This window comes from Adlercreutzia sp. CNCM I-6207, assembly GCF_977072305.1.
Map to the genome: position 1 here is coordinate 51,773 of NZ_CDRVLZ010000005.1, position 24,445 is coordinate 76,217.

The following is a 24,445-nucleotide window of genomic DNA, read 5'->3' on the forward strand; positions in this document are numbered from 1 at the left end:
ACCATGGCTTCATTGACCATGACGCGCCGCACCTTCGCGAAAGTGGCGGCGGCCACGGCGGCGGCCGCGGGCCTGGGCGCCGGCGCGACCGGCACGGCCCTCGCCGAGACCGACGCCGGCCCCGAGAAGGGCAACGAGGTCAAGCGCATCCGTTCCGCCTGCCGCGGCTGCGGCAAGATGGAATGCGGTGTGTGGGTGACGGTGCAGGACGGTCGCGTCATCAAGAGCGAGGGCGACGAGAGCGCCTTCCAGTCGGCGGGCAACCACTGCGCCAAGGGCCAGGCGTCACTGCAGGCGGCCTACCACCCCGACCGGCTCCGCTATCCGCTGAAGCGCACCACCCCGAAGGGCGAAGACCCCCAGTGGCAGCGCATCAGCTGGGACGAGGCCTACAAGACCACGGTGGACGCCATCCATGCCAACCAGGACAAGTACGGCAAGGAAACCTGCATCTTTATGGGCGGCACGTCGCGTATTTGGTCCATGGCCCCCTACGGCGCCTTCAAGCAGCTGTTCGGCAGCCCCAACGGCATTCAGGCCAACGAGATTTGCAAGGGGCCGCGCTTCTACGCCACGGCCATCGACGCCTCCAACGCCTACAGCTGGATGGAAGTGGTGGGCCGCCCGCGCGTGTTCGTGCAGTGGGGCGGCGCTTCCGAGCTCTCCAACTACGACGACAGCTGCCGTACCACGGTGGACGTGGCCACCCGCGCCGACAAGCACATCATCGTGGACCCGCGCCAGACGAACCTCGGCAAGGAGGCGGACATCTGGGTGAACCTGCGACCCGGCACCGACGGCGCCGTGGCCAACTGCTGGGCCCAGGTCATCATCGAGAACGAGCTGTACGACGATCTGTACGTGCGCAAGTGGATGAACGCTCCCATGCTGGTGGTGCAGGAGGAGAGCTTCAAGCCCACGCCCACGAGCTCCGCCCAGCAGTCGGCGAACATCGTCACGCGCATTCTGAAGGAATCCGACCTGAAAGAGGGCGGCTCCGACGGCCGCTTCATGGTCATCAACGAGAAGAACGGCGAGCTGTCCTGGTACGACGCCACGGCTGCCAACCCCGGCTGGGAAGGGGAGGACTGGAAGCCGGCCACGGAAGGTCGCGAGGCGAATCAGCCCGGCCTGGACGCCACGGGTCAGACCCAGGGCTTCGTGCTGGACTACGTGCCCTTCCCTGACGGTCTCTGGCCGGCGCTGCACACGGAAGAGGGCGGCCGCGAGGTGACGCTCAAGGACGGCACCAAGGTGCACGTGCGCACGGTGTGGGAGCACTACATCGACTTCCTCGCCGACTACACCCCGGAGAAGGCCAGCGAGATCACCGGCGTTGACCCGGAGGTGCTGAAGGAAGCGGCCATCACCTATGCCACGCGCGTGGACCCCTCCACGGGCTACGGCAACGGCGGCATCCAGTACATGCTGGCCCCCGAGCATGCCTGCAACTCCGTGCAGAACCAGCGCGCCTGCGACCTCGTGTGCGGCATTACCGGCAACATGGATATTCCCGGCGGCATGCGCGGCTCCACCCCCGGCTGGCCCTTCTTCGACCTGGGCATGTGCAATCCCGATTCCCCGGAAATCCCGCCCTACGATTCCAGCAAGATCCTGGGCTCCATCGAGTTTCCCATGATCGGGTCGGATCACGGCCCCGGTTGGGCCGACGCCACGAGCATCTACGACGCCATCGAGACCGGCACCCCCTACAACGTCACCTGCGGCATCGGCCAGACCGGCGACTTCATGAACCAGTCGAACTCCATCAACGCCGCCGAGCAGCTGAAGAAGCTCGATTTCTGGTGCTCCATCGATCTGTGGCACACCCCCTGCGTGGACATGATCGCCGACATCGCCATGCCCGCCGCCCACTGGATGGAGCTGGACTGCATCCGCAAGTCCCAGGGCTCTTCCGGCGCCTTCGGCGCCACGGTGAAGGCCATCGACCCGCCCGGCGAGGCCAAAAACGACTTGGAGATCGTCGTGGGCCTGTACCAGGCCGCCGGCGTGCCCTACTTCGACGAGGCCAAGCACGGCGCGAAGTGGTTCACCGGCGACGAGGCCGTGAAGCACTGCAACGAGGTGGGCCTGGCCGGCTTCCGCATTCCCGATTGGGACGATTACAAAGCGGAGTTCCAGAAGAACGGCTGGTTCGATTCCAAGGTCGAGAAGCCCGAGGCCTGGGGCACCTACCGTCGCTACCAGGTGGGCACCAACGCCGTGAACGGCGACTTCCCGCCGCTGCCCCCCGAGGCCCAGCACCAGGGCTGGAACACCACCACCCACAAGCAGGAGATCTGGTCGCTGCTTTTGGAGTCGTGGCTTGTGAACGGCGCCGGCAATGACGGCGTGCGCCCGAATTTGCCCTACTCCGACACCGAGCAGTTCTCCGACAAGGAGATGTTTCCCCTGTTCGTGGAGGCGCCTCACGGGCCGGTGGCCGACCCCGACCTGTTCGCCGACGAGAACTCCTTCCTCATGACCACGGGACGCCGCCAGGGCACCTACTTCCATTCCGAGCACCGGCAGCTGCCCTGGTGCCGCGAGCTGTGGCCCGTGCCGCGCCTGGAGATGAACCCGGTGGACGCCGAGCGCATCGGCGTGACCCAGGGCGACTGGGTGTGGATCGAGACCGACCAGCACAAGATCCGCGAAGTGGTGGACCTGTACTACGGCATCGAGCCCGGCGTGGTGAACGCCGAGCACCAGTGGTGGTACCCGGAGCTGAAGCAGCCCGACCATGGCTTCATGCTGTCCGGCGTGAACTGCCTCATCGACCGCCATGCCCAGGACCGCATCTGCGGCTCGTCCAACTTGCGCGCCTACGGCGTGAAGGTGTACAAGGCCACGCCCGAGAACTCGCCCTTCGGCAACCCCGTGCCCTGCGGCGACGACGGCACGGAGATCATCCATACCTGCGACGACCCGCGCCTGAAGGAGTGGCTGCCCGACTACGCTTCCGAAAGGGGTGAGGCATAATGACCCAGTACGCGATTCTCACGGATGTGAACAAGTGCGTGGGCTGTTTGGCCTGTTCCATCTCGTGCAAGGTAACCAACGACGTGCCGGTGGGCTCCTACTGGAACAAGGTGCTGCGCATCGGCCCGAACCCGCGCCAGGAAGGCGGCCAGTGGCCCGACGTGTACACGTACTTCCTCACCATGCAGTGCCAGCACTGCGAAGATCCGGAATGCGTGAAGGTGTGCCCCACGGGCGCCTCCCATAAGCTGGCCGACGGCACGGTGCAGGTGGACAAGGAGAAGTGCATCGGCTGCCAGTTCTGCGCCATGAGCTGCCCCTACGGTGTGCGCTACCTGAACGAGACCGAACGTGTGGTGGAGAAGTGCACCCTGTGCGAGCAGAAGATCGCCCAGGACGAGCTGCCCCAGTGCGTGGCCCAGTGCGGCGGCCGGGCGCGGTTCTTCGGCGATTTGGAGCAGGGGCTCGAGAGCTTCGTGGCCCCGGGGGCGCCGGTGAAAAGCGGCGACAAGTCCTACGATGGCTGCGCGGCGGCTCGGGTGACCCTGGGCGAGTGCACCGGCGAGGGCCCGGAATACCCGGTGAAGCCCTACACCGATGCCGAGATCCACCATCTGCCCGACGTGGGCAACAAGCCCAGCTTCGTGTACATCCTGCGCCGCGAGACCTGGCAGGGCGGCGAGTAGCATCGCTTCGGCAGGGCGTCTTGCCTCCCAGGGCGCCCTGCTCTTCTGCCGATTTTCCGGGGGAACCTAGGAGAGAGGATTTTGATTATGGAACTGCAATGGCCTTTGATTCTGTTCACTACCCTGGTGGCCTGGTCGGCCGGCGTGTTCGGCACCCAGGCAGTGCTGGCCCTGCGCGGTGAGGCCCCCAAGGCCCAGCTGTCCTGCTGGATCACCGCGGCCGTGCTGCTGGCGGCCGGCGGCATCGCGGTGTTCTTCCATCTGGAGCACTTCGAACGCATCTTCAACGGCTTCGGACATTTGACCAGCGGCATCACCCAGGAGCTCATCGCCATCGTGGTGCTGGCCGTGGCGGCCATCGTGTACCTGGTGTACCTGCGCCGCGACGAGGGGAAGGTGCCGGCGTGGCTGGCTGTGCTCTCCATCGCGCTGGCGGCCGTGCTCGTGGTGGTGATGGCCCACTCCTACATGATGAGCGCCCGTCCCGCGTGGGACTCGGTGCTGTGGATCTTCTACGTGCTCGGCAACGCCTGTGTGCTGGGGCCGGCCACGGTGGCCCTCGTGTGCGCCATCGTGAAGGAGCCGGTGCGGCTGGCGGCCACGGTGGCCCTGATCGGCGCGGCCGTGAACGCGGTGACCACCATCGTCTATGCCGTGACGCTCCAGTTTTTGGAGGGCTCGTTCACTACGGTGGGCTACTATTCCGACCCCACCATGCCCACCGCGCCTTTGGTGGACGTGACGGCCGTGGGCAATGTGTTCACCGGTGAGCTGGCGCCGCTCATGTGGATCGGCGTCATCCTGGTGGGCGCCGTGGTGCCCCTCATCGCGGCCCTGCTGGAGAAGCGCTCCGGTGCCACCCCGGCCGCCGACGGCACCGCCGTGGCCTCCCGGGCCGAGCTGTGGATGGCCGTGGCCGTGATCGCCGCCGTCATCGGCGCCATCTGCATGCGCGTCGTCTTCTACGAGCTGGGCGCCAGCGTGTTCATGCTGTACTAGGCTCGATTTTTCTCAGGGCCATCCTGAGACAACGAAAGCCCCCGATGAGGGCGGGTTCGCATCCCCAAACCCCTTGCAAACGCGAACCGCCCCCACCGGGGGCTTTCTGCCTCTTACGGATGCATGGAATAGCCGATGAAGATTGAGATGACACCTACAGATATGTGCGGATGATAATTTCCTTCACTTCTTCTGGGGCATAGGCAGCCAGGCCGATGTCCTTCATGAAATGCGGGGGACATTCGACGATCTCCACGAACTCCTTCACATCCGTTCGCAATGCCCCTGGTAACTCCACACGAATTGTCGGTGGCAAAAGCGAGCACAGGCGGAAGATATCGCGTCGGTGCTTTCCGATTTCCCCCGAACGTACGGGTTCTCCGTTGGCTCGGGCTTCTCGAAGATTGAGATACGCCTTCATTTTGAAGAGGGGCAAATACTCGTGGGAAAGGGTGGGGAAGCCGTAGCGGTGCGTGACGGCCTCCTTCGAGGCGAGAAGCCCGTAGTAGGCCTCATCCAGCAAAATGGCGGACAGACTGTAGGCGGCGTTTTCTACGGGAACCTTTCCGATACGGGCCTCGATGCCTTCCAGGTAGTCGGGTCGGCGACTGAGCAGTTCTATCTGATGGGGGTAAGCTGAACTCGCCGGACGGCAGAAGCGGAACATCTGCGCATCCCCGCTCTTGGTGACGTGGGTGTAGTGGGCTTCCCGAACGAACTGGATGAATTTCGCGACGAATGGGGCATCGAGCGCCTCCGCGATGAGCACCATATCGAAGTCCTTGGTGCCCGATTCTTCCCAGAGCCCCGCTTCGCGGTAGATCATCTCCCGCGCCACACCGCCGATAACAACGTAGCGCGTCGCATCTTCGGCGAACCAGCGCGTGAACTCTGCCAAGCCGGGAATGGCGTCTTCTAGATGGGCCATCCTTCGGCCTCCTTGATTTCGTCTACCGCCATGTCAATGCGTTCGTCGCGGCGGTCGATGGTCTTCAGCATGGTGAAGGGGTCAACGGCTTCGTCTTGGGCGAAGGGAGCTGGATCAAAGGCAAGGACTTGGATTATAACTGCTGGATCGCCCTCTTCGACGGCTAAGGGCGTGAGATTCGCGGCTTGTTTGGGGCCTATCGCAAAAACAGACGTCTGCGGTGCCATGAGAAGAGTGCGAGCGGCGAGGGCGGAAAGGCCGCTTCGGAACGCATCCTCTGGAACGGCGTCGCGGGGCAAAGACAGTGTCTTCTTGACAGTTCGGCCAAAGAGCCGCCAGCCTTTTTCAAAGTATGCGGCAGGGTCGGCGACGGTGTAGTAGGCGGTGCGGTTGGTGGGGCCTCCTGTCCTTCGCTGCAGCAGCCCGTGGCGGAGAAGTTCCTCGCAGGCCCGCTGGGCTCCCCCTCGCGATAGGCCGGTGCGAGCGCACACGTCCTTGATGGTCGAGGGGGTTCCCCCGTAGTAGAGAAAGTGCAGGAACGCGGTTTTCCCCATGGCGGTCAGCTCAGTGTCGAGGGGGCGCGGCTTTGTCGCGGGCGATGGTATCGTGCGAAGCAGTCCGGGAAGGTAGAACTCTCCCGCCTGCGTTAGGAACGGCGCACGAGCTGCAATGAGGCGTTTTCTCAGGTAGGGAGTTATGGTGTCGAGATGGCACACCACAGGTGCCTGAAGTGCCGACGATATAAGCTCGCTCTGAGAGAGGAGGATCTCAGGTTTGATGGAAGCGGTAGCGCGGACGAACAGCGTGCGATTTCCGAAGAGCAGAACCGAATCGAACGAGAAAAGCGCGCACGTGGCGAGAGGTAGCTTGTCGCGCAGGGCGGCATGGTCAAAATCCACGTCAGGGGCGATGGCCTCGTTTCCGACGATGTCTCTCAACTGATTGATGAGATCACTTTCTTCCATATGATACCCTTTTGTAGCAATTAAAAATTTTGAGTATCAGTTTATATGAGAGAAGATGGGAGCGCAAGCGCGGCACCACGCAAAAGCCCCCGGTGGGAGAGGCTCGCGTTCCCCAAATCCCTTGCAACGCGAATCTCTCCCAGCGGGGGCTTTCTGGCGGATGGGACACCCTACCGGGTAAGGTGTCCCACTGGCTTTGGAAAAGTGGGCTCCGCATCCGGCGAAGTGAGACGCGTTATCCGGTAGGGTGTCTCACTTCGCGGCGGGGGCGTCCCGGATGGTGCGGGTGCCGGTCCCGGCGGGCGAATGAGTGCCGGGACCGACGTGTGACGGCGAGGGCGGCCGCCCCAGGCCGCGTGGGAAAGACGCAGCGGGAGGGGGAAGGCGGGGCGGCCGCGTCGCTTACGCGGATTGGTCTTCGGTGGGCTCGATCTCCTTCAAGTAGATGCTCGGGCTCGTGGTGGCGATGCGCTCGCCGCGGCGCAGGCGCACGCGGCCGATCTCCAGCTTGAGCTGTTCGGCCCCCACCAGGTCGATGGAGGTGAACCAGCTGGCGACGAGGCGCTCGGTGGGCTTGCCCGCGGCGGCGTAGAGGCGGCGGATGTCGGTGGCCCGGGCGAGCTTCTGCTTGTCCGGGGTCATGACCGTGGCGTCGAAGTAGTCGCGGCTGGGGAAGAAGCCGTTCACGAAGCCGGCCAGCACGAGCACGGCCGGCGAGCGGCCGACGAGGTGCTCGGGGGCGCCCACGAGCACCCGGCCCGCGGTGTCGCCGAAGGCCGCGCCGCCCAGGGCCCGCCGCGCCCGGCGGCTCAGGGTCGCGGCATCGGTGCCGCCCTCCTCGCCGGGGGCCGGGGCCGTGAGGGCACCGACGAGGGCCCGCGCCCGCGCCGCCCCGTCGCCTTCCAGGCCGAGGCCGGCCGCGAGGGCGTCCAGCAGCCCGTCACCTTCCAGGCCCTGCACCGAGGCGACGAGCTCGCGCCCGGCGCGGTAGGCGTCCACGATGCGGCCGATGCCCGTGTTCGGGAAGCCCTCGGCGGGCGCGGCGGCCGACGCCTCCTCCAGCAGCGCCACGAGGCCCGCGCCCTCGGCGGCGGCCCCGGCCCGCATATCGGCGAAGGCGGCGCTGTTGGCCAGATAGTCGCCGAAGCCGCACCAGGAGCGCCAGGCCAGAGCGTTGGCGGGGTCGGCTGCCAGGTCCAGGGCCGCCAGCAGCCGCGCCGGGGCGCAGCGGTCAAGGTCGCGGTAGTCGCCCACGGAAAGCCGTCCCTCCACGGGCGCGGCGGCGGCAATGTCCCGCGCGGCCAGGGCCCGCAGGACCTGGCGCATCCAGGCGGGATGGAAGGTGAGCACGTACACGTCCTCGGGGGCGCAGCCCGCACCCAGGGCCGCTTCCACGGCCTCGGCCACGGCGGCCACCTCGGCGGCGGGGTCGGCGCTCTCCCGGGCAGTGAAGGAGTCCGTCGCCGGGGCGTCGCCGACCCCGGTGATCTCCGGGGCACCGGGGGCCGCGTCCTCGCGCAGGCGGCTCGCCGCGTGGGCGGCGGCCCCGCAGGCATGGCTCTCGGTCAGCACGATGCGCTCGCAATCGGCGTTGGCCTGGGTGAACTCGCCCACGCCCTCACCATAGGGGTAGGAATCGAAGACCTCCACCACGGCCGCGGGATCGGCGGCCACGGCGATGGAGTCGCGGGCCAGCAGGTTCGCCACATGTTGGGAGGCGCGGGAGAGCATCTGGTAGTCGTCCACGAGCACGTGGGCCCGCTGGGCGCCGGCCAGCGCCTCGCCGTCGGCCAGCAGGTAGCGCACGGCCAGGGCGGACAGCTCCGGTTCCAGAATGCCGCCGGTGAAATCGAGGATGCCCTTCAGCAGCCCGTGCACGTCGGCCTCCTCGCCGGCCAGCAGCCAGTCGGCGTTGCCGTCGGCGTCCTCCACCAGCTCGGTCCAGCTGCGGTAGAAGAACTTCAGCATCTCCTTGAGGCGGCGGTTCTTCAGGCCGCAGGTCTTCATGTCCTCCATGATGAAACCCATCTCCACCGGGGTGACGAGGCGCCCGGCCCGGTCGCTGAACGCGCGGCCTCCCTCGGTGGCAAGCAGCCCCAGGGCCACTTCGCGCACGCAGGTCGCTTCCACGGCCGCGCCGCAGGCCGCCTCCAGACGCGCCGCCAGCATGCGGGCCGCATCGGGCGTGGCCGCCAACACCAGCAGATCGCTCGGGGCCGCGCCGCCTTCCAGCAGCGCCGCCGCCCGTTCCACCAGGCGCGTGGTCTTCCCGCAACCGACGGCGCCCTCCACCAGCACGGCTTCGGGGGTCGGGGTCAGTTCGATAGCCATAGCCTTCCTCTCTTCCGTCGGCGCGGAGAAGCCCCCGCGCCCGTCGTGTCTTTCCCCGGCAAAGAGTACCGAATACTCCCTGCCGGGGAAAGACCGCTGAAACGGTCTTTCCCGTGGGTTGCCTTTGTCGGCGGCAAGGGCAGAGCCCTTTCCCTACGGCTCGGGGCAAGGGGGGCGGCGCCTTCCGCCTCCCTTGCCCGGGCGGCCCTGGGCCCTGCGGCCCGGGCGCGTTCCCGGTCGCAACGCCCGATCCGCGCGGGTTCTACGAAGCCGTCACCGCGTCCTCGTCCTCCACGACCACGGTGGATGCGCCCTGCACCTTCTGGGGCAGGAAGGGCATCTTGATGGCCTGGGTGGGGCAGGCCTCCACGCAGGCGCGGCACTTGGTGCACTCGCTGAAGCTCATACCGGCCTCGGGATGGCGCACGTTGATGCCCTGGGGGCACACGGCGGCGCACACCTCGCAGGAGGCGCCCTCCACGGTCTCGCGGCACTTCGCGTCGTTCACCTGTGGCACGAAAGTACGGTTCGCCTTGCCGATGAGGCTCATGAGGGCGCTGATGGGGCAGAAGGTGCTGCACCACTTGCGGAAGAACACCACCTCGGCCAAAAGCAGCGCCGGCACGAGGATAACGCCCCAGGCCACGTCGCCGAAGGCGAACAGGCGCATGACCAGCACGATGGTGGCGAAGGTGAGGCCGATGGGGCAGATGAGGCAGAACACGGGGAACCCGAACACGGCCGCCGACAGCAGCGAGCCGCCGAGGATGACGTGGCGCGAGTCCAGCGCGGCCCGCTTCTCGGCGCAGGAGGAGCAACCGGCCTTCGAGCCGCAACCCTTCAAGGCCGCCTGCTCGTCGGCGGAAAGCGGCGCGGGCTCGGCCGCGGCTTCGGTCCCCGCCCCGGCGCCGTCGGCCACGGCGGCCTTCACCAGCGGGTTCTCGCTGGCGGGCAGCACGCCGGTGCCGGTCATGTCGGTGTTTGAGGTCTTCTTCGAGAAGATGCCGCGGATCTTCGACACCACGGGCACGGGGCACACCCAACCGCAGAAGGCCCGGGCGAACAGCAGGATGAGGGCGATGGCGATGACCACCGAAATGACCGCCCGGGGAATCATGGTCTTGGTGGCGATCATGGTCATAAGCGCCCCCAGGGGGCAGAGCAGCGAGATGTCCTGCCAGCCGATGGCCGACAGGGTGCCCACGCCCACGTGGGTGGCGAATCCCACGGCCACCACGGCGATGACCGCGAGGGGAATGATAGTGCGGAGTCGCTTGGTATTCACAGCGCTGGCCTCCTTTAGGCTTCGAGGGGACGGACGACGATGGCGCGCTCGGTGGCCCCGGCGGAAATGGAGCCGTTCTGCAACGAGACGCACACGCTCTCGCAGGCGCCGCAGCCGTTGCACGCGTCGTTCAGCACGTAGGGGCGGTTGTTCTCGTCCAGCGCCATGGCCTCGTACTCGCAGGCGTCGTAGCAGAAGCGGCAGCCGATGAGGCGGTAGGCCAGACACAGGTCCTGGTTCAGCTCGGCCAGGCCCAGCACGCCGGTCTCGGGGGTGCTTCCCGGTTTCAGCGCCTCGGTGGGGCACGACGCCACGCACAAGGGCTCGCCGCCGTTCTCCTCAGTGCACCAGTCGCACCAGTTCGCGCTGAAATCCATGACGGGGGTGCGCATGTTCAGCAGACCGTCCTCCAAGTGCGCCGGGGCGATGACGCCGCGGGGGCACACCTCGTAGCACTTCTCGCAGCGGATGCACGCCGACACGAGGGCGTCCTCGTCCTGGCCTCCGGGCGGGCGCACCAGCGGAGCGCTGCCGGCGTAGCGCACAGCCCCCAGCCCTACCAGCGCCGCCGTGCCGCCGAGCCCCACGCAGAGCGCCCGGCGCGTGATGACCGGCCGCCCGTCCTTCTTCGGGGCGGCCTCGGCGGCCTTCTCGTCGTTCTCAGCCATGGTCTTCTCTTCCTCTCTCATTCGCCCTTGGGTTGCAGTACGCAGTTGGCGGGAAGGACCCAGGGCCCTTCCCCGTGATGGGGCTTATTCGCCGTCCTCGTCCCCATCCTCGAAAATCTCGTCGAAGAACTCCTCTTCCACCTGCAGAAAGCCGTCGGTGAGACTCGCGAGGCCCTGGTAGAGGCCGCACTGCGCGAAGCGTCGCAGATCGGCGGTCATGAGCGGCACCCAGCTGGACAGGTGATCGGCCAGGAAGTTGCGCTGGGTGGCCAGCAGGCGCTCCACCTCGGCCTCGTCGTCGGCCTCGGCCGCCGCCACGATGCGGTCGCCGAGGGCCGCCATGAACTCCAGCTCCAAGGCGATGTGGTCCTCGGCCTCCTTCCAGGTGGGCAGCTTGTCGAGGCCCTCGCTGCGGTACACGGCCAGCACCTCATCGCGGGCCTCCTGCATCATGAGGCGCTTGGGGCTGGTGTACACCGACTCGAAGGGGTAGGCGGCGGAATAGGCGTCGATGCCGTGGCCGATGAAGGCCCGCACGTAATCGACGGCCAGGTCGGTAATGGCGTGGGCGTCGGCCCCGGACAGGTAGGTGGCGATGGTGCGGTAGCCGGTGTCCACGGCGGTGTTGCCCGTGGCGGCCGGGAAGCGCATGGTCTTCAACTCGGCCAGGAACTCCTCGTCCACTTCCACGCGGTAGAGGCGGGCGAGCAGGCGGTACACCGCGGAGCGCTGGGCGGTGAGCTCGGCCAGGGCGGCCAGGTCGGTGGCCTCCTCGGTCGCGGGGGTTGCTGCGGCGGCAGTGGCTATGGTGTCGGTTTCGGTCATGGGAATCTCCTCTGTTCTCGAAGGGGCGTACTCGACCGCCCTCTGGTTACCGGAAGGGAAGCGGTGGAAGGCGCCGCGCTACTGGGCGTCCGCGGTGGTCTCGCCGGTCTCGGCACCCTTATCGGCCTGCGCCTCGGGCTCGGGCGCGGCCTGGGCCGCTACGAGGTCGGCCACGATGCGCTGTCCCGCGCGGCCGACTTCGGTAATGCGCCAGCTCTTGTCGCGCCATTCCACGGCATCGCATTTCTCCAGCTTGTCGATGAAGTGGGGCGCGTACAGACGGGGGCTCTTCAGCAGCTCGTCGTTGTCCACGGCCTCGTTGATGGTCGGCATCGAAGCGCCGGCATCCTGGGCGGTAAGGCCGAGAATGCGCTCGTAGATCGTGGCGTACTTCGCGTCCTCGGCAAGCAGGTTGGTCAGGCGGTCGAGGGGCTTGTCGGCCTCGGCGTACGCCGCGCCGTCCTCAGTGGCAAGCCAGCAGACCTCCGGCGCCTCGCCGGCCTCGTAGTAGGACACGCCGTCGACTTCCACGAGCACCGGCTCCGGGTCGCCCTCGGGGTATGGCTCGCCGTCGGCGGTCACGCGGGCGAGGGCCCCGGCGCGCTCGAGCAAGTTCGCGAGCGAAGCGGGGGAGTACACGGAGAAGTTGTCTGTCTGCAGGCGATCCACCTCGGCATCCAGGGCGTCGGTGGTCTGCGGCGCGGCGCAGAACGTGATCATGCCGAGCAGCGTGCGACGGCGCGGCGCCATAGCGCTGAACAGGTCGGCGATGCGCTCGGGGGCCGGGCGCGTATCCACGACGGGCGCCGGGACGTCGGTGTGGGGGGTGCCCAGATAGCCCCCGGTTACCTCCTCAGCATCTTCTTCGACATCGTCGTCGAAGGCGCCGAGGGGGTCGAAACCCATGGAATCGTCTAATGCGAGATCGAGGAACGAGGAAGTGTCTTTCATGTCATCCGCCCTTTGAACAAATGCTTGCAGTCTTCCCTCTCGCACGCAGCGAGAGATGAACCTCGCCCCCGAGGTTCGACTTTTGCAAACATTGTCCGTCCGAGAATTCGGGCGGTATCCCCACAGCGCATAGTAGCCGAGGCCCATCGAATCCGTCAAGGGGGAAATTCCCCTGCGTCATCAGTCTGCCTGGCAAAAAGCCGTACTGGGCTGCGGGTTTTTGCTTCGAGTCCGCAGCCCGACACGGCTTTTTGCCAGAGTATCCGCAGCCCGACCAGGGAAAATGTCGGGAAGTCCATGGATGCCGGGAGAACCCCGACCGGATGCGGCCCTACTCCCTCGTGACGCCTTCGATGACGTCGAGCATTTCCTGTTTGGAATGGACGTCCATCTTCTGGTAGATGTGGCGCAAATGGGTGCTCACGGTCCCCTTCGAGATAAACAGCTCCTCTTGAATGCGGGCGGCCGAGCGGCCCTTGGCGAAGAGGATCATCACCTCGGTCTCCTTGGGCGACAGCTCGAAGGCGGCGGCCACTTCCAGGCAGCGGTCCTGGAAGCGCGGGCGCGGCGTTGCTAGCGGCGTTGACGATTTTGGTGCTTGTAGCTCGGCGGCAGCATTCTTTGAAGAAGCCCTGTCGACTTGCGTCACGGTTCCCGAAAAATTCTCGCTCGACGGATCCTCCGGCTCTTCGGTCAGTGCGATGAGGTCGCTCTCGCGGAACACGAACAAAAACGACAGCAGCACCGCCATGGTGGCGACAAGGGCGATGAAGCTCAGGAACTGCGGTGAGAAGGGGGCGAACCGATCCACAGCGTCCCCCGCGACGGCACCGAGCAGCACGCCGAGCGTGACCATGCCCCAACCGATGCCGAATACGCGGGTGGAGGACAATCGGTAGTTAGCAGATATTTCTGCTAGCAACATCCATATGAGCACATTAAAGGTGCCGTAACCCGTCAGAGCCAGCACGCTCTCGATGTCCTGGGCGCCGGTGAAGATGGGCAACAGCATGAAGAAGAAGGCCATGACGACGATGGCTGCCTTGTAGATAGTACGGGTGCTCTGCTCAGAGCCCAAAAGGGCGGCGCCGTAGACAATGAGCATGGTGATGAGACCAGCACCGGCTAGCGGCCATTGCAAGAGTAAATGGATGCTCAGATTGTTCGAGGAAAGGAACGCTGCGCGCACCATGCCGTCGGCAATGCCCACCAGGCAGGCGCACAAGCCGATGCGCCAGGCGAAGGACTTCAGATCGAACTCGATGGGGCGCACGGTTGGTTGGCGCTTGCGTGACCAGGCGTGCTGCTGCACGAAGAGAATCCATCCAGAGACCACGGGCAAAAGAGCGCAGAGCACGCAGCTGGTGACGGGCGGGAGCATAGCGGTGAGGGAATAGGCAACAGCGGCGAGAAAGAAGGCCAAGGGCACTTCGAAGGTGGTACGGCCTGGTGGTTCGTTGCGGTACAGCTCGCCATAGCCCAAATCGATGATCCCGGAGCCGAGGCCCGTGGTTATCGCCCCTATGATTCCGCAGACGTCGCCTATCATGCCCTCGGCACCCGAGGAGGCCAAAAGGACAGTGCCCACGCCGGTGAGCGTTGGTCCGGCGGCGCGGGCTGTCGGATGCAGCATGAGTTTCACGAAACGATCGCCGGTGAGAGCGCTTCCGAACAGCGCAATGCATAGAGCGCCCGCGGAAACGAGAAAGAACGCTGGTCGGATCGCCTCGCCGCTCCAAGTCATGAAGCTGGCGGCAGCGCCGACGAACATGAGGTACACCCAGGCCCGAATGAGCGCGAAGCCGAATACTCTATCGAGGCCTAGCGGGTGCCCTCCTGTTTCAGCACGATAGGCGAGCAGGTTCTCTTTGATATTGCAGAAATTCATGCGACCCCCCTCGGCGCGGCGGGTGACGCGGCCCTGACGAGACAGCGGATCGCGCCCTGGTCTCCTCGTCGGTCGATGAGGAGAACCCCTGTTGACGAAAGAAATTATACGGCGAAACAAGATTGCCCCATCTCACTTTTTAAATGATATGCAAGGCGATGAACTGGGAAAACTTAAAAATAATGGCAAATATATGATGTGGTACTAGCCTTCTTTTGACAAGATGTGGGCGCTGAGAGCCTCGATGCGGGGCTCCGAGGAGAATAGGAAAAGGAGGAGAGATGGGCAAGCTCAATCTGAGCCGGCGCACCTTCGCCAAGCTCACCGCAGCCACGGCTGCTACGGCCGTTGTCGGCTGCGCGGTGCCCGGTGCCGCCCTGGCCGAGGACGCCGAGGCGCCCAGCCGCGGAAGCGAGATCAAGCGCGTCCGCACCTGCTGTCGCGGTTGCGGCAAGATGGAGTGCGGCGTGTGGGTCACCGTGGAGAACGGTCGTGCGATCAAAAGCGAGGGCGACCAGTCGTCGTTCCAATCGTCGGGCAATCACTGCGGCAAGGGCCAGGCGTCCATTCAGGCGGCCTACCATCCCGATCGTATCTATCATCCGCTGAAGCGAACGAACCCCAAGGGCGAAGACCCCGGCTGGGTGCGCATCACGTGGGACGAGGCCATGGACACCATCGGTGAGAAGTTCACGGAGATCATCGATCAGTACGGCGGCCAGTCCATATTCAACATGTGCGGTACGTCTCGCCAGTGGGTTTACGGCCCCTACTGTTTCTACAAGTGGCTGTTCGATACTCCCAACGCCCATGTGGCTTCGGAAATCTGCAAGGGGCCGCGCCGCCTCATGGGCTCCATCACCTCGGTGGACGGCGCTCCGTGGATGGCGTTGCGTGACGGCCCGCGGGTCTATGTTCAGTGGGGTACCGCGCCGGAGAACTCGAACTACGACGACAGCTGCCGTAACTTGGTCGACCAGATGAACAATGCCGATGTGCACATCTGCATCGACCCGCGTCTGTCCGGCTCTGGCAAAGAGGCCGATTACTGGCTGAACCTGCGCCCCGGCACCGACGGTGCGCTGGCCCTGTGCTGGCAGCACATTATCCTGAAGCACGATCTTGTGGACTGGGAATTCGTCAAGCGCTGGTCGAATGCGTCCTTCCTCGTGGTGGAAGACATGGAACCCACGGGCGGCCGCTACTATGAGCTGTTCACCCCCATGGCGGGTTCGACGGCCGATTCGCCAGCACCCCCGGCCGATGTGGTGGGTACCAAGCTGAAGACGCGCCTTCTGAAGGAGAGCGATGTCGTCGAGGGAGGCAGCCCCCGCAAGTTCTATGCCTGGAACAAGAACGCCAATGGCGGTCAGGGCGGCCTGGTGCTGTGGGACGTGGACACGACCCAATGGGAGGGCTGCAACCACGTGGCTCCCACCCGCGATCAGATGGAGGTCATGTACGCCGGCACTTCCCAGGAGGGATACCTGCCTCCCATCTCCTATAACGAGCTGGTGGAAGCCGGTATCGATCTGGACATGCACGACTCCCATGAGGTGACCCTGGCCGACGGCAGCAAGCACACGGCTCGTCCCGTGTGGTCCTATCTCGAGGAATCCGTGGCCGACTGCACCCCCGAGTGGTGCGCGGAGATCACTGGCCTCGATCCGGCGCTCGTAGAGGAGGCTTGCGTGGTGTGGGCCACCCGTCCCGAGGGACAGACCTACGGCAACGGTGGCATCCACCTGCAGCTCGCCCCCGACCAGATCGGCAACTGCACGCAGTCGGTGCGCGCCATCCTGCACCTCATGTACATGACCGGGAACTTCGACGGGCCTGCCGGCAACCGCGGTCTTACACGCTCGCCCCTCGACGAGCAAGCCACGGGCGTTCCCGGCTCCAACATGCCCCAAGAGGTGAAGGCGCAGCTCATCTCGCTGGGCGTCATCCCCGTGGAGGGTGTCGAGCCGGATCCCATGAACGTGCCCGACCGCATCGAGACCTTGAGCAACATGGTCAGCGCCGACCGCTTCCCGCTTCTGGCCTACTACAACGAGTGGTCCGATGCCACCCGCATCTGGAACGCCTGCATCGAGGGAGACCCCTACCCGCTGAAGGGCGGCATCAACGAGTCCGGCTCGTTCATGAACATGTCCAACGCGAACCTGGCTTGGGAGGCTCTCTCTAAGCTGGATTTCTGGGTGGACATCAACATGTTCCATCACCCCGGCACCGAGATGGCCGACATCATCCTGCCCTGCCAGCATTGGCTCGAGCTGAACAACATCCGCGTGTCCCAGGGCGCCTCGGGCGGCATCGGACTCACCCAGCGCGCTATCGAGCCGCCGGCGGACACCAAGTTCGACTACGACATCAACCGTCTCCTTTTCGAAACCATGGAACGCCACGGCAGCCCGAACGGTACCTGGACCAACATCGCCGGCGACGGGCCGGGCGCCTATCATCATGATGATCGCCTGGAAGACTGGTTCCAGAACAATTCGAAGACCAACCCCAAGGTGAAGTGGGAGCACTGGGAGGACTTCCGTCAGGATTTCCAGGAGAACGGCTGGATCAACGCCAAGGAGATCGAGCCCGACCGCTGGGGCACCTACCGTCGCTTTGAAACCGGTTGGATGCGCATGGGCAAGGACGCTTGTACCGGCAAGCTTTTCACCTGCGATGAGAAGGGCGAGCCGGTCAACAACTTCGGTTGTCCCACGCCGACGGCCCTCGTCGAGTTTTGGCCGCTGCTCTTCGAGAACTACTGCGTTGACCGCGCTAACGAGATCGAGCCGGGTCGCTACGACCTGCTCCATGAGATGATGCCGCACTTCGACGAGCCGGCAAGCGGTCCGGGCGGCGGTCAGGTTGACCTGGAGGAGTACCCGATCATTCTCACTACCGGGCGTCGCATTCCCGTGTACTTCCATTCCGAGCATCGCCAGCTGCCCTGGTGCCGCGAGCTGTGGCCGGCGCCGCGCCTGGAGATGAACCCCGCCGACGCCGAGAAGCTGGGGCTCAAGCAGGGCGACTGGGCCTGGATCGAGACCGAGTGGGGCAAGGTACGCCAGTGCGTCGATCTGTACCACGGCATCGCGCCCGGCTGGGCCAACGCCGAACACGCCTGGTGGTTCCCGGAGCTGCCGGCACCGACCCATGGATTCACACTCTCGAACATCGAGTGCATTTGGGATCCCTATGGGCAAGATACCCATATCAGCTCGCACCACATGCGCGGCGTGCCGGTGAAGATCTACAAGGCCACGCCCGAGAACTGCCCCGACGGCAAGGTCATCCCCTGCGCGCCGGAGGACGGCACCCAGATCATCTGCGATGCCTCCGACCCGCGCCTGAAGGAATGGCTGCCCAACTACGACATTCGAGAGGAGGCGTAGGGCATTATGGCAACGAACGCTATCGTCACCGACCTGAACCGTTGCGTGGGCTGCCTCGCATGCATGGTCGCGTGCAAGGCCGTGAACAACGTGCCTATCGGCAGCTACTGGAACAAGGTGCTCCGCATCGGCCCGAGCCTGAAACCTGGCGCCACGAGCGCCCACGACGTGGAGATGTACTACCTGCCCGTGCAGTGCCAGCACTGCGAGAATCCGGAGTGCGTGAAGGTATGCCCGACTCAGGCATCGCACGTGACCGAGGATGGCACCGTGCAGATTGACAAATCGAAGTGCATCGGCTGCCAGTTCTGCGCCATGGCCTGCCCCTACGGCGTGCGCTATCTCAACGAAGAGGAGCGCGTCGTCGAGAAGTGCACGCTCTGCGAGCAGATCACCGCCCAGGGCGGCCTGCCTCAGTGCGTCATCCAGTGCGGCGGCCGCGCCCGCTTCTTCGGCGATCTTGAGCAGGGCATCGACACCTTCGAGGCGCCGGCGGTGGGCTACGACGTCGACCGCTCCTACGACAACCTGTATACCGGCAACCGCGTGACGCTGGGCGAGCTGGCTGTGGAGTACGGCGATGCCGACGTGCACCATCTGCCTGACGTGGGCAATGGCCCGCACTTCGCCTACATCCTGCGCGACCGCGAATGGAAAGGCGGCGAATAATGGAACTGCAATGGCCCCTTATCTTATTTACCACGCTTCTGGCCTGGGCAGCCGGCCTGTTTGCGGCTCAGTGCGTCTGGGCGCTTCGCGGGAAGGGCGCCCGCGCCCAGATGCCGGCGCTCATCACCTCGGCCGTGCTTCTGGTCGTCGGCGGTATCGCCGTGTTCTTCCACCTGGAGCACTGGGAGCGCATCTTCAACGGCTTCGGCCACATGACCAGCGGCATCACCCAGGAGCTCATCGCCATCGTGGTGCTCGCCGTGGTGATGGTGGTGTACTTCGTGTACCTGCGCCGGGGCGGCGATGAGGCCAAGGTGCCGACGTGGCTGTCCATCGTGGGCATCGTCGTGGCGGCGATTCTCGTCATCGTCATGGGCCACTCCTACATGATGGCCTCGCTGCCCGCCTGGAACTCGCTTCTGCAGATCGCCTCACTGCTCGGTGCGGCCTGCGGCTTCGGCCCGGCCACCATGGCGCTCATCTGCGCCGTGCGCGACGAGTCGTCCGACCTCGACGCGAAGGCGAACCTCATCGGTCAGGCCGTGAACGTGGTGCTCGTGGTGGCCTACCTCATCGCCATGCAGGCCACGGCCGGCTCCTACACGGCGGTGGAGTTCTGGTTCGACCCGACGAGCCCGACCATGGACATCACCCCCGACGGCTCGACGGCGCCCTTCTCCGGCGCATCGCTGGCCTGGGCGGTCGTGGCCATCGTGGCCGCTGTTGCCGGCTTGGGCTCCGCGCTGGCCGGGCGCGCCAAGGGCGACTGGAAGGTGTGGGGCGCCGTGGGCGCGGCCTGCGTGCTCGTGAGCGCGCTTGCCCTGCGCGCGGTGTTCTACATGACCGGCGTGTCCATCTACCCGTTCTTCTAGAGCACGGGGGAGGCCGGTCTCCCGGTCGGCACCCGTAGGGGGCGACCTCGGTCGCCCCTCCCGACTGGGAAACTTATGCTGGTCCTCCCCCGTAGGGGGCGACCTCGGTCGCCCCTCCCGACTGAGAAAGATTGTCTTTGTCGAGGAGGGCCGACCAAGGTCGGCCCCTACGGAAGAGCGGTCGCAGGTCTCCTACTTCGCCCCGATATCGAAAGCCCCCGATGGGCGCGGTTCGCATCCCCAAACCCCTTGCAAACGCGAATCGCCCCCACCGGGGGCTTTCTGCGTTTTCCTGTTTTGCGGAACTCCTTGCTATCGCATGAGAGCAGGGAGTTATAACTGACGAGGGCCTAGAGCCGGGTCCCTCTCTTAACGGCGATCCTGTAGCGGCTGTTTCACGAGCTGATTGCCCGCGGCGCGAGCAAAAGACGCCACCGATCCGCATGCTCCGGACGTTGTTGGTGGAGATGGGCGAAGCTGGGTGTCGGGGGCGCGATCTCTTGAGGGTCAATATTGCATAGAGACCGGTGAAGTAATGGCTTCATTTTCTCTCGTTCGAGCAGGCGGCTTCGTCGAGGCGGTCGAGCAGATCTTGCCGGCTCGAGATACCGATTTTTCTATAAGCATTGGACATATGGTAGTTGACCGTTCCTCGTGCAATGACAAGCGTCTCTTGGATGCGCTCATAGCTCCTACCTCGCGCGAAGAGGAGAAGCACCTCGCTTTCGCGAGGCGTAAGGTGATAGAGGGCCGCAAAGTCATCCCACCGTTCGAACGGGTCCGCTACGGCTTCGGCGTTTGCGCAAGCATCCCCTTCAGCTGAATGATCTGTTGCGGCTTCCTGCATGGTCTCACTTGGCTCTGACCATATGGCCGAGCGGTGGTTGAATACGAGTTGGTAGGCAGCGAAGGAGGCGAATGCCCCGATCAGGCAGAGGGTGTTGAGCTCTATGGGGGACGAGGTGATTCCGCTGAACGCATCTCGAGCAATGGCGCGGGCTATAACAATTTGCAATCCGAGGAACGAGCCTATTGCGCAACCATACACCATATTTGAGCTGAGCTGATAGGCCTGGCAGATCTGAGCAGAAAGAGTCCAGGTGAGTACCGACAATGCCGCGAAGCCAAGAAACAGGGCATAGAACGGTGCCGTATTTTGTATGCCAAGAATTGGAACCAAAAGAAAGGCGAGCAGTACGGTGGCGAATATGATTGTGTAGAGCTGGGTGTCCTTCACCCTTTGCCTACTAGCTACAACGAGAAGAAGTCCTAACAATGCTATCTCGATTAAGGCGGCTGGGGCCGATAGATCTTCAAAGTCGAGAGGTGCGCAATAGCGATAAATGTTGTAGAGCAGATTGATTGCGGCGCCCCAAAGGTTGATGGCGATAATGAACCGAACAAACGGCTGCCATTTTGTTGCCGATTGACTGTGGTCGTGCTGTCCGCTCAGGAGATGGGAGAGTTTGGTTGGTTGAGTGGCTTTCGCTGCGATCGCGAACATGAAAGCCGATCCGATAAGGTAGATCCCGCGCAGAACGGCTTCGAGATGCGGCGGCTGAAGGCATCCTGTCAGATGAATGGCTGACATGAGGAGTTGTGCTGCAATGGTTTCCAGAATGACCGTAGGCATACTTCGCTTGCTAAAGAGAGAACCCCAACCGAGAACAAGAAAAGCAAGACCGGGCGCGGTGAGCAAGGAGCAGATTATACTAATGATGGGGCTGTCGGCAGTGAAGGAAGGAGCAATAGTTCCAACTGCAGCTACTGCGCTGAAAACTGGACAGAGTATTGTCGCCTGTCGCCTGATGTCGCGAGATCGACCGACGAAAGCTGCGATGAATAGCAGCGCGGTGAAAGCTACCAAGGTAAGAAAGTCCGCACTGTTTGCAGTGGCGGAGGAGACCAAAAAACCGCTTGCGCTGAACCATGCCAAGAGGAGCGCAAATCCCACGATCCGAGCGCCCTCTATAGCGATGGGCCCCTTTTTCCGAGGACGGGTAGTATTGTCTGCTGTCATGCTCATTCTGCCATTATATCTTTCTTGCTTTCTCCCTACACCCATACGTTTTTCTCGGGGGCGTTTTGGGATAAACAGAGAGTTCGATATGATCACGGCGCATGGCTCTCTTCATATTATTTTGCCAGCGTCGGCATGACGCCGGCGCGATACAGCTAAGGTACAGCTAAGGAAGGGAGATGCTATGGCGATTTGTCACAATGGCAAGGAGGGCGGACTCGTTAGTCGCCGCTCTTTCCTGAAAGGAGGCGTCGCGGTCGGCGGAGCAGCGCTCGTTGGAGGGGTGCTCGGTGGCTGCAGTCCCCAGCAGTCTGGAAGCGATGCCGCGCCTTTGAGTCCTGTTGGGCTTCCGGAGACGTGGGACGCGGAGTCGGATGTGGTAATTGCTGGTTTTGGCGGCGCGGGCGCAGCGGCGGCTTGGGAGGCGCTAAATGCAGGCGCTACGGTAACTATCTTGGAGAAGCAAGGTAAAGCTGGTGGATCTACCAACATCTGCGGAGGTCTAATTTACATGGGCGGGGGAACTCCCACTCAAGTAGCGGCTGGGTTCAACGAGACAACGGATAACTACTATCAATATCTTGTTGCGGCAACGGGACCTGGCGTGAGCGAAGACCATTGTCGTGTTATGGCTGACGAGTCTTTGGATTTGTACCATTGGCTTGTGGACACGCTTGGCGTCGTATTTAAGCCGGGATACAACCCTCCCTGGCCCGAGGAGGAGAATTACGACGCTGGATTATCATGCACGGGCGATGAGTTCAATCTGGATTACGTCGGGTACTGCGAGGCGGTGCCCCACAGTCACTGGGTCGAAGGCTTGACCGATAATTTGGAAGGTACGCTCACCGGGGCAAAAAACGGCTCGGGCTTCTTTGCCCCCCTTCAGAAGGCTGTGGAAGATTTGTCGCCCGAGATTCTCTATAAGACACCTGCCGAACGTCTTATCGTGCATCCTGAAACAGGTCGTGTGGTCGGAGTGCAGGCTAAGAAGGATGGAAAACCCTACAACATTAAGGCCAACAAGGGCGTCGTTCTTTGTACGGGTGGATTCGCTTGCAATGACGCCATGGTTGATCAGTATGTCCCGTATGCTGCCGGAAGCTTCATCATAGGCACTGAGGGGGATACCGGTGATGGCATCCGCATGGGTCAAGGGGCTGGCGCCGACACGCGTCATATGAACTTTGCTTACGGCCAGCTTTCCCACGGTGCTTGGATAGCGCGCGATAGCGTAGTTGGCGGTCCTCTCCTCTTTAGCGCGTTTGTGAATAAGCGCGGCGTACGGTTTATCGCCGAAGACCATTACGCGGGCTCTTACTATGCGCAAGTTGCTCGTAATCCTTACTATTTCCGTGATTATGAGACGTGCTACATGGTTTTCGATCAGCAAACTTATGATCAAATGGAAGAGATTTCCGAGGTGGGCGCCGATGTTATCGTGGCTCAGGCCGAAACCATCGGTGCTTTGGCCGAGGCTCTCCAAATGCCGGCAGGAACTCTCGAGAATACCATTGCATATTATAATGAGTATGCTCAAAAGGGAGAAGACCCCCTGTGGATGAAAAGGCCAGCGTATACGAGACCAATTTCTCAGCCACCTTTCTATGCGGTAGCTGCCACGACGCTTAATGGTCTCTTTACTTATGGCGGTCTCAAGATCAACACTGATGCGCAAGTGCTTTCAGCGATGGACGATTCCCCCATTTCTGGGTTGTATTCTGCGGGCCGTAACGCGAGCGATATTCTCGGAACTGGCTATTGCGGCAGTGGTGCGTCTGTGGCCAGTTGCTATACCTTTGGGCGTATAGCGGGTAGGAAAGTTGCGGGCGAAGAGGCCTGGGCCTAAATCTGCAATTTGTTGCCTCCCCTTGCGAAGGGGGTCGCTGCGGCGGCCCCCTTCGATTGTTGATGTATAAGTTGAAGTGTTGTCGGTTTACGTCCCGTAGCGCTCGGCGACCCATTCTCGGGTGACTTCGGCGAAGGCGCGGGTGGCGGCCGAGGCGGTGTCGCGCGAGCGCACGGCGAGCGAGATGCTGCGGGAGCACTCGCGCTCGGCAGGCAGGACGGCGAGCGGGAACAGAGGGCGCGACAGAATGAGGCTCGGCAGCACGGAGAAGCCCAGGCCGGCGCTGACCATGGACATGACGGCGTAGTCGGAGTCCACCGTGAAGCGCACGTTGGGGGTGACGCCGTTGGCCTCGAACAGCGCCTCCATCTCGGAGGGGCGCGCGTTACCCTGCAGCTGCACGTAGGGCTCGCGGGCTAAGGCTTCGGTGGGGAAGAAGGGGGCGCCCGCGAGGGGATGGTCCGGCGGCAGCACCACGAGGAGCGGGTCGGTATGCAGCGGCACCGCCTCCAGGTTGCGCCGCTCGGGCGCGATGGAGAAGGCGCAGTCGGCGCGGCCCTCCCACACGGCGTTCACGAGCTCCTCCTCGTCGTCGATGCACAGAAGCTTCAGGTCGATTTTCGGATACTGGTCGAGGAAGGCCCGCGCTATGGAGGGAAACCACTCGATAGCGACGCTCGTGAAGGCTCCCACGCGCACAAGGCCGCCCTCCCGATCGGCGAGCTCGCGCACGCGGGCGGCCAGGGCGTGCTCGTCGGCGTTGATCGCCTGCACAAGACCGAGCACTTCGCGGCCCTCGGTAGTAAGATGCACGCCGCCGTATTCGCGCAAAAAGAGCGTCAGTCCCAGCTCCTTTTCCAAGGCGTTCACCAGGTAGCTGATGCCGGCCTGAGTGTAGCCCAGTTCCTCGGCGGCGGCCTTGAAGCTGCCGAGGCGCGCCACTGTGAGGAACGCGTCGTATTTCTGGTTGGCCATAAGGCGCCTCCTGGGGTGCGGATAAGCCTGCTCTGTGTTGTGCGTCTGCACAATTATAAGACTTTCTTAAAATGTTTTACAAGAAGTCTCGTTTTACTTTTTTCTGCCCGGAGCTTAGTATAGCCATCGTTCCAAATTCAGAGAAAGAACGCCC

General features: G+C 63.7%; 17 protein-coding genes. 7 read left to right on the top strand and 10 right to left on the bottom strand.

The annotated features are described in order from the left end of the window. Positions 1 to 3 precede the first annotated feature (3 nt). The 3 genes from ACW4QM_RS03870 (at position 4) to ACW4QM_RS03880 (ending at position 4,667) form a co-directional block, all read left to right on the top strand. Positions 4 to 2,982: a molybdopterin-containing oxidoreductase family protein gene (locus ACW4QM_RS03870; protein ID WP_417190773.1), complete on the top strand. Its 2,979-nt coding sequence runs from the start codon at positions 4 to 6 to the stop codon at positions 2,980 to 2,982. Continuing rightward, positions 2,982 to 3,668, top strand: coding sequence for a 4Fe-4S dicluster domain-containing protein (locus ACW4QM_RS03875; RefSeq protein ID WP_114539493.1), 687 nt, complete (start codon positions 2,982 to 2,984; stop codon positions 3,666 to 3,668). The genes ACW4QM_RS03870 and ACW4QM_RS03875 overlap by 1 nt, the downstream gene beginning before the upstream one ends. A gap of 87 nt (positions 3,669 to 3,755) precedes the next feature. Further along, a complete protein-coding gene (locus ACW4QM_RS03880; RefSeq protein ID WP_114539492.1) occupies positions 3,756 to 4,667 on the top strand; it encodes a dimethyl sulfoxide reductase anchor subunit family protein in 912 nt (303 codons plus the stop codon). 154 nt (positions 4,668 to 4,821) lie between these two features. Here the strand turns inward: ACW4QM_RS03880 and ACW4QM_RS03885 are convergent, their stop codons facing one another. The 8 genes from ACW4QM_RS03885 to ACW4QM_RS03920 form a co-directional block, all read right to left on the bottom strand. Next, positions 4,822 to 5,595, bottom strand: coding sequence for a hypothetical protein (locus ACW4QM_RS03885; protein WP_114539491.1), 774 nt, complete (start codon positions 5,593 to 5,595; stop codon positions 4,822 to 4,824). Continuing rightward, positions 5,583 to 6,560, bottom strand: a complete 978-nt coding sequence (locus ACW4QM_RS03890; protein ID WP_455798208.1) for a MarR family transcriptional regulator — start codon at positions 6,558 to 6,560, stop codon at positions 5,583 to 5,585. The genes ACW4QM_RS03885 and ACW4QM_RS03890 overlap by 13 nt, the downstream gene beginning before the upstream one ends. Positions 6,561 to 6,962: 402 nt before the next feature. Beyond that, positions 6,963 to 8,891 (bottom strand): UvrD-helicase domain-containing protein, encoded by a 1,929-nt coding sequence (locus ACW4QM_RS03895; protein ID WP_114539489.1) that lies wholly within the window; start codon positions 8,889 to 8,891, stop codon positions 6,963 to 6,965. A gap of 262 nt (positions 8,892 to 9,153) precedes the next feature. Beyond that, positions 9,154 to 10,176: a 4Fe-4S binding protein gene (locus tag ACW4QM_RS03900; RefSeq protein ID WP_114539488.1), complete on the bottom strand. Its 1,023-nt coding sequence runs from the start codon at positions 10,174 to 10,176 to the stop codon at positions 9,154 to 9,156. Between the two features lie 14 nt (positions 10,177 to 10,190). After that, complete coding sequence (locus ACW4QM_RS03905) at positions 10,191 to 10,844, bottom strand: 4Fe-4S dicluster domain-containing protein (RefSeq protein WP_114539487.1); 654 nt, start codon at positions 10,842 to 10,844, stop codon at positions 10,191 to 10,193. 84 nt (positions 10,845 to 10,928) lie between these two features. Further along, positions 10,929 to 11,669, bottom strand: a complete 741-nt coding sequence (locus ACW4QM_RS03910) for a TorD/DmsD family molecular chaperone (RefSeq protein ID WP_114539486.1) — start codon at positions 11,667 to 11,669, stop codon at positions 10,929 to 10,931. A gap of 78 nt (positions 11,670 to 11,747) precedes the next feature. After that, on the bottom strand, positions 11,748 to 12,620 hold the full coding sequence (locus ACW4QM_RS03915; RefSeq protein WP_114539485.1) for a hypothetical protein: 873 nt from the start codon (positions 12,618 to 12,620) through the stop codon (positions 11,748 to 11,750). Between the two features lie 331 nt (positions 12,621 to 12,951). Further along, positions 12,952 to 14,508 carry a helix-turn-helix transcriptional regulator gene (locus ACW4QM_RS03920; RefSeq protein WP_114539484.1) on the bottom strand — a complete coding sequence of 519 codons (1,557 nt, stop codon included), beginning with the start codon at positions 14,506 to 14,508 and terminating at the stop codon, positions 12,952 to 12,954. Between the two features lie 281 nt (positions 14,509 to 14,789). On the opposite strand from ACW4QM_RS03920, the gene ACW4QM_RS03925 reads away from it, so the two are divergent. The 3 genes from ACW4QM_RS03925 to ACW4QM_RS03935 are packed head-to-tail and all read left to right on the top strand — an operon-like array spanning position 14,790 to position 19,447. Then, a complete protein-coding gene (locus ACW4QM_RS03925) occupies positions 14,790 to 17,906 on the top strand; it encodes a molybdopterin-containing oxidoreductase family protein (RefSeq protein WP_114539483.1) in 3,117 nt (1,038 codons plus the stop codon). Between the two features lie 6 nt (positions 17,907 to 17,912). Beyond that, positions 17,913 to 18,575, top strand: a complete 663-nt coding sequence (locus ACW4QM_RS03930; protein ID WP_114539482.1) for a 4Fe-4S dicluster domain-containing protein — start codon at positions 17,913 to 17,915, stop codon at positions 18,573 to 18,575. Further along, positions 18,575 to 19,447: a dimethyl sulfoxide reductase anchor subunit family protein gene (locus ACW4QM_RS03935; protein WP_114539481.1), complete on the top strand. Its 873-nt coding sequence runs from the start codon at positions 18,575 to 18,577 to the stop codon at positions 19,445 to 19,447. Before ACW4QM_RS03930 ends, ACW4QM_RS03935 begins: the two co-directional genes overlap by 1 nt. 541 nt (positions 19,448 to 19,988) lie before the next feature. On the opposite strand, the gene ACW4QM_RS03940 is transcribed toward ACW4QM_RS03935, so the two are convergent. Further along, complete coding sequence (locus ACW4QM_RS03940; RefSeq protein ID WP_455798209.1) at positions 19,989 to 21,473, bottom strand: LuxR C-terminal-related transcriptional regulator; 1,485 nt, start codon at positions 21,471 to 21,473, stop codon at positions 19,989 to 19,991. A gap of 178 nt (positions 21,474 to 21,651) precedes the next feature. Here ACW4QM_RS03940 and ACW4QM_RS03945 point away from each other — a divergent pair, with 178 nt between their 5' ends. Further along, the gene (locus tag ACW4QM_RS03945; protein ID WP_455798210.1) at positions 21,652 to 23,316 is read left to right on the top strand and encodes an FAD-dependent oxidoreductase; all 1,665 of its coding nucleotides are present in this window, start codon (positions 21,652 to 21,654) and stop codon (positions 23,314 to 23,316) included. A gap of 87 nt (positions 23,317 to 23,403) precedes the next feature. Here the strand turns inward: ACW4QM_RS03945 and ACW4QM_RS03950 are convergent, their stop codons facing one another. Next, positions 23,404 to 24,291: a LysR family transcriptional regulator gene (locus ACW4QM_RS03950; protein WP_114548852.1), complete on the bottom strand. Its 888-nt coding sequence runs from the start codon at positions 24,289 to 24,291 to the stop codon at positions 23,404 to 23,406. Positions 24,292 to 24,445: the final 154 nt, after the last annotated feature.

What these genes read in the sequence shown, in the direction of transcription:
- ACW4QM_RS03915 (WP_114539485.1), bottom strand. Translation starts at nt 12,620, where the DNA reads ATGAAAGACACTTCCTCGTTCCTCGATCTCGCATTAGACGATTCCATG.
- ACW4QM_RS03885 (WP_114539491.1), bottom strand. Translation starts at nt 5,595, where the DNA reads ATGGCCCATCTAGAAGACGCCATTCCCGGCTTGGCAGAGTTCACGCGC.
- ACW4QM_RS03940 (WP_455798209.1), bottom strand. Translation starts at nt 21,473, where the DNA reads ATGAGCATGACAGCAGACAATACTACCCGTCCTCGGAAAAAGGGGCCC.
- ACW4QM_RS03880 (WP_114539492.1), top strand. Translation starts at nt 3,756, where the DNA reads ATGGAACTGCAATGGCCTTTGATTCTGTTCACTACCCTGGTGGCCTGG.
- ACW4QM_RS03910 (WP_114539486.1), bottom strand. Translation starts at nt 11,669, where the DNA reads ATGACCGAAACCGACACCATAGCCACTGCCGCCGCAGCAACCCCCGCG.
- ACW4QM_RS03925 (WP_114539483.1), top strand. Translation starts at nt 14,790, where the DNA reads ATGGGCAAGCTCAATCTGAGCCGGCGCACCTTCGCCAAGCTCACCGCA.
- ACW4QM_RS03950 (WP_114548852.1), bottom strand. Translation starts at nt 24,291, where the DNA reads ATGGCCAACCAGAAATACGACGCGTTCCTCACAGTGGCGCGCCTCGGC.
- ACW4QM_RS03895 (WP_114539489.1), bottom strand. Translation starts at nt 8,891, where the DNA reads ATGGCTATCGAACTGACCCCGACCCCCGAAGCCGTGCTGGTGGAGGGC.
- ACW4QM_RS03875 (WP_114539493.1), top strand. Translation starts at nt 2,982, where the DNA reads ATGACCCAGTACGCGATTCTCACGGATGTGAACAAGTGCGTGGGCTGT.
- ACW4QM_RS03930 (WP_114539482.1), top strand. Translation starts at nt 17,913, where the DNA reads ATGGCAACGAACGCTATCGTCACCGACCTGAACCGTTGCGTGGGCTGC.
- ACW4QM_RS03890 (WP_455798208.1), bottom strand. Translation starts at nt 6,560, where the DNA reads ATGGAAGAAAGTGATCTCATCAATCAGTTGAGAGACATCGTCGGAAAC.
- ACW4QM_RS03945 (WP_455798210.1), top strand. Translation starts at nt 21,652, where the DNA reads ATGGCGATTTGTCACAATGGCAAGGAGGGCGGACTCGTTAGTCGCCGC.
- ACW4QM_RS03905 (WP_114539487.1), bottom strand. Translation starts at nt 10,844, where the DNA reads ATGGCTGAGAACGACGAGAAGGCCGCCGAGGCCGCCCCGAAGAAGGAC.
- ACW4QM_RS03935 (WP_114539481.1), top strand. Translation starts at nt 18,575, where the DNA reads ATGGAACTGCAATGGCCCCTTATCTTATTTACCACGCTTCTGGCCTGG.
- ACW4QM_RS03870 (WP_417190773.1), top strand. Translation starts at nt 4, where the DNA reads ATGGCTTCATTGACCATGACGCGCCGCACCTTCGCGAAAGTGGCGGCG.
- ACW4QM_RS03920 (WP_114539484.1), bottom strand. Translation starts at nt 14,508, where the DNA reads ATGAATTTCTGCAATATCAAAGAGAACCTGCTCGCCTATCGTGCTGAA.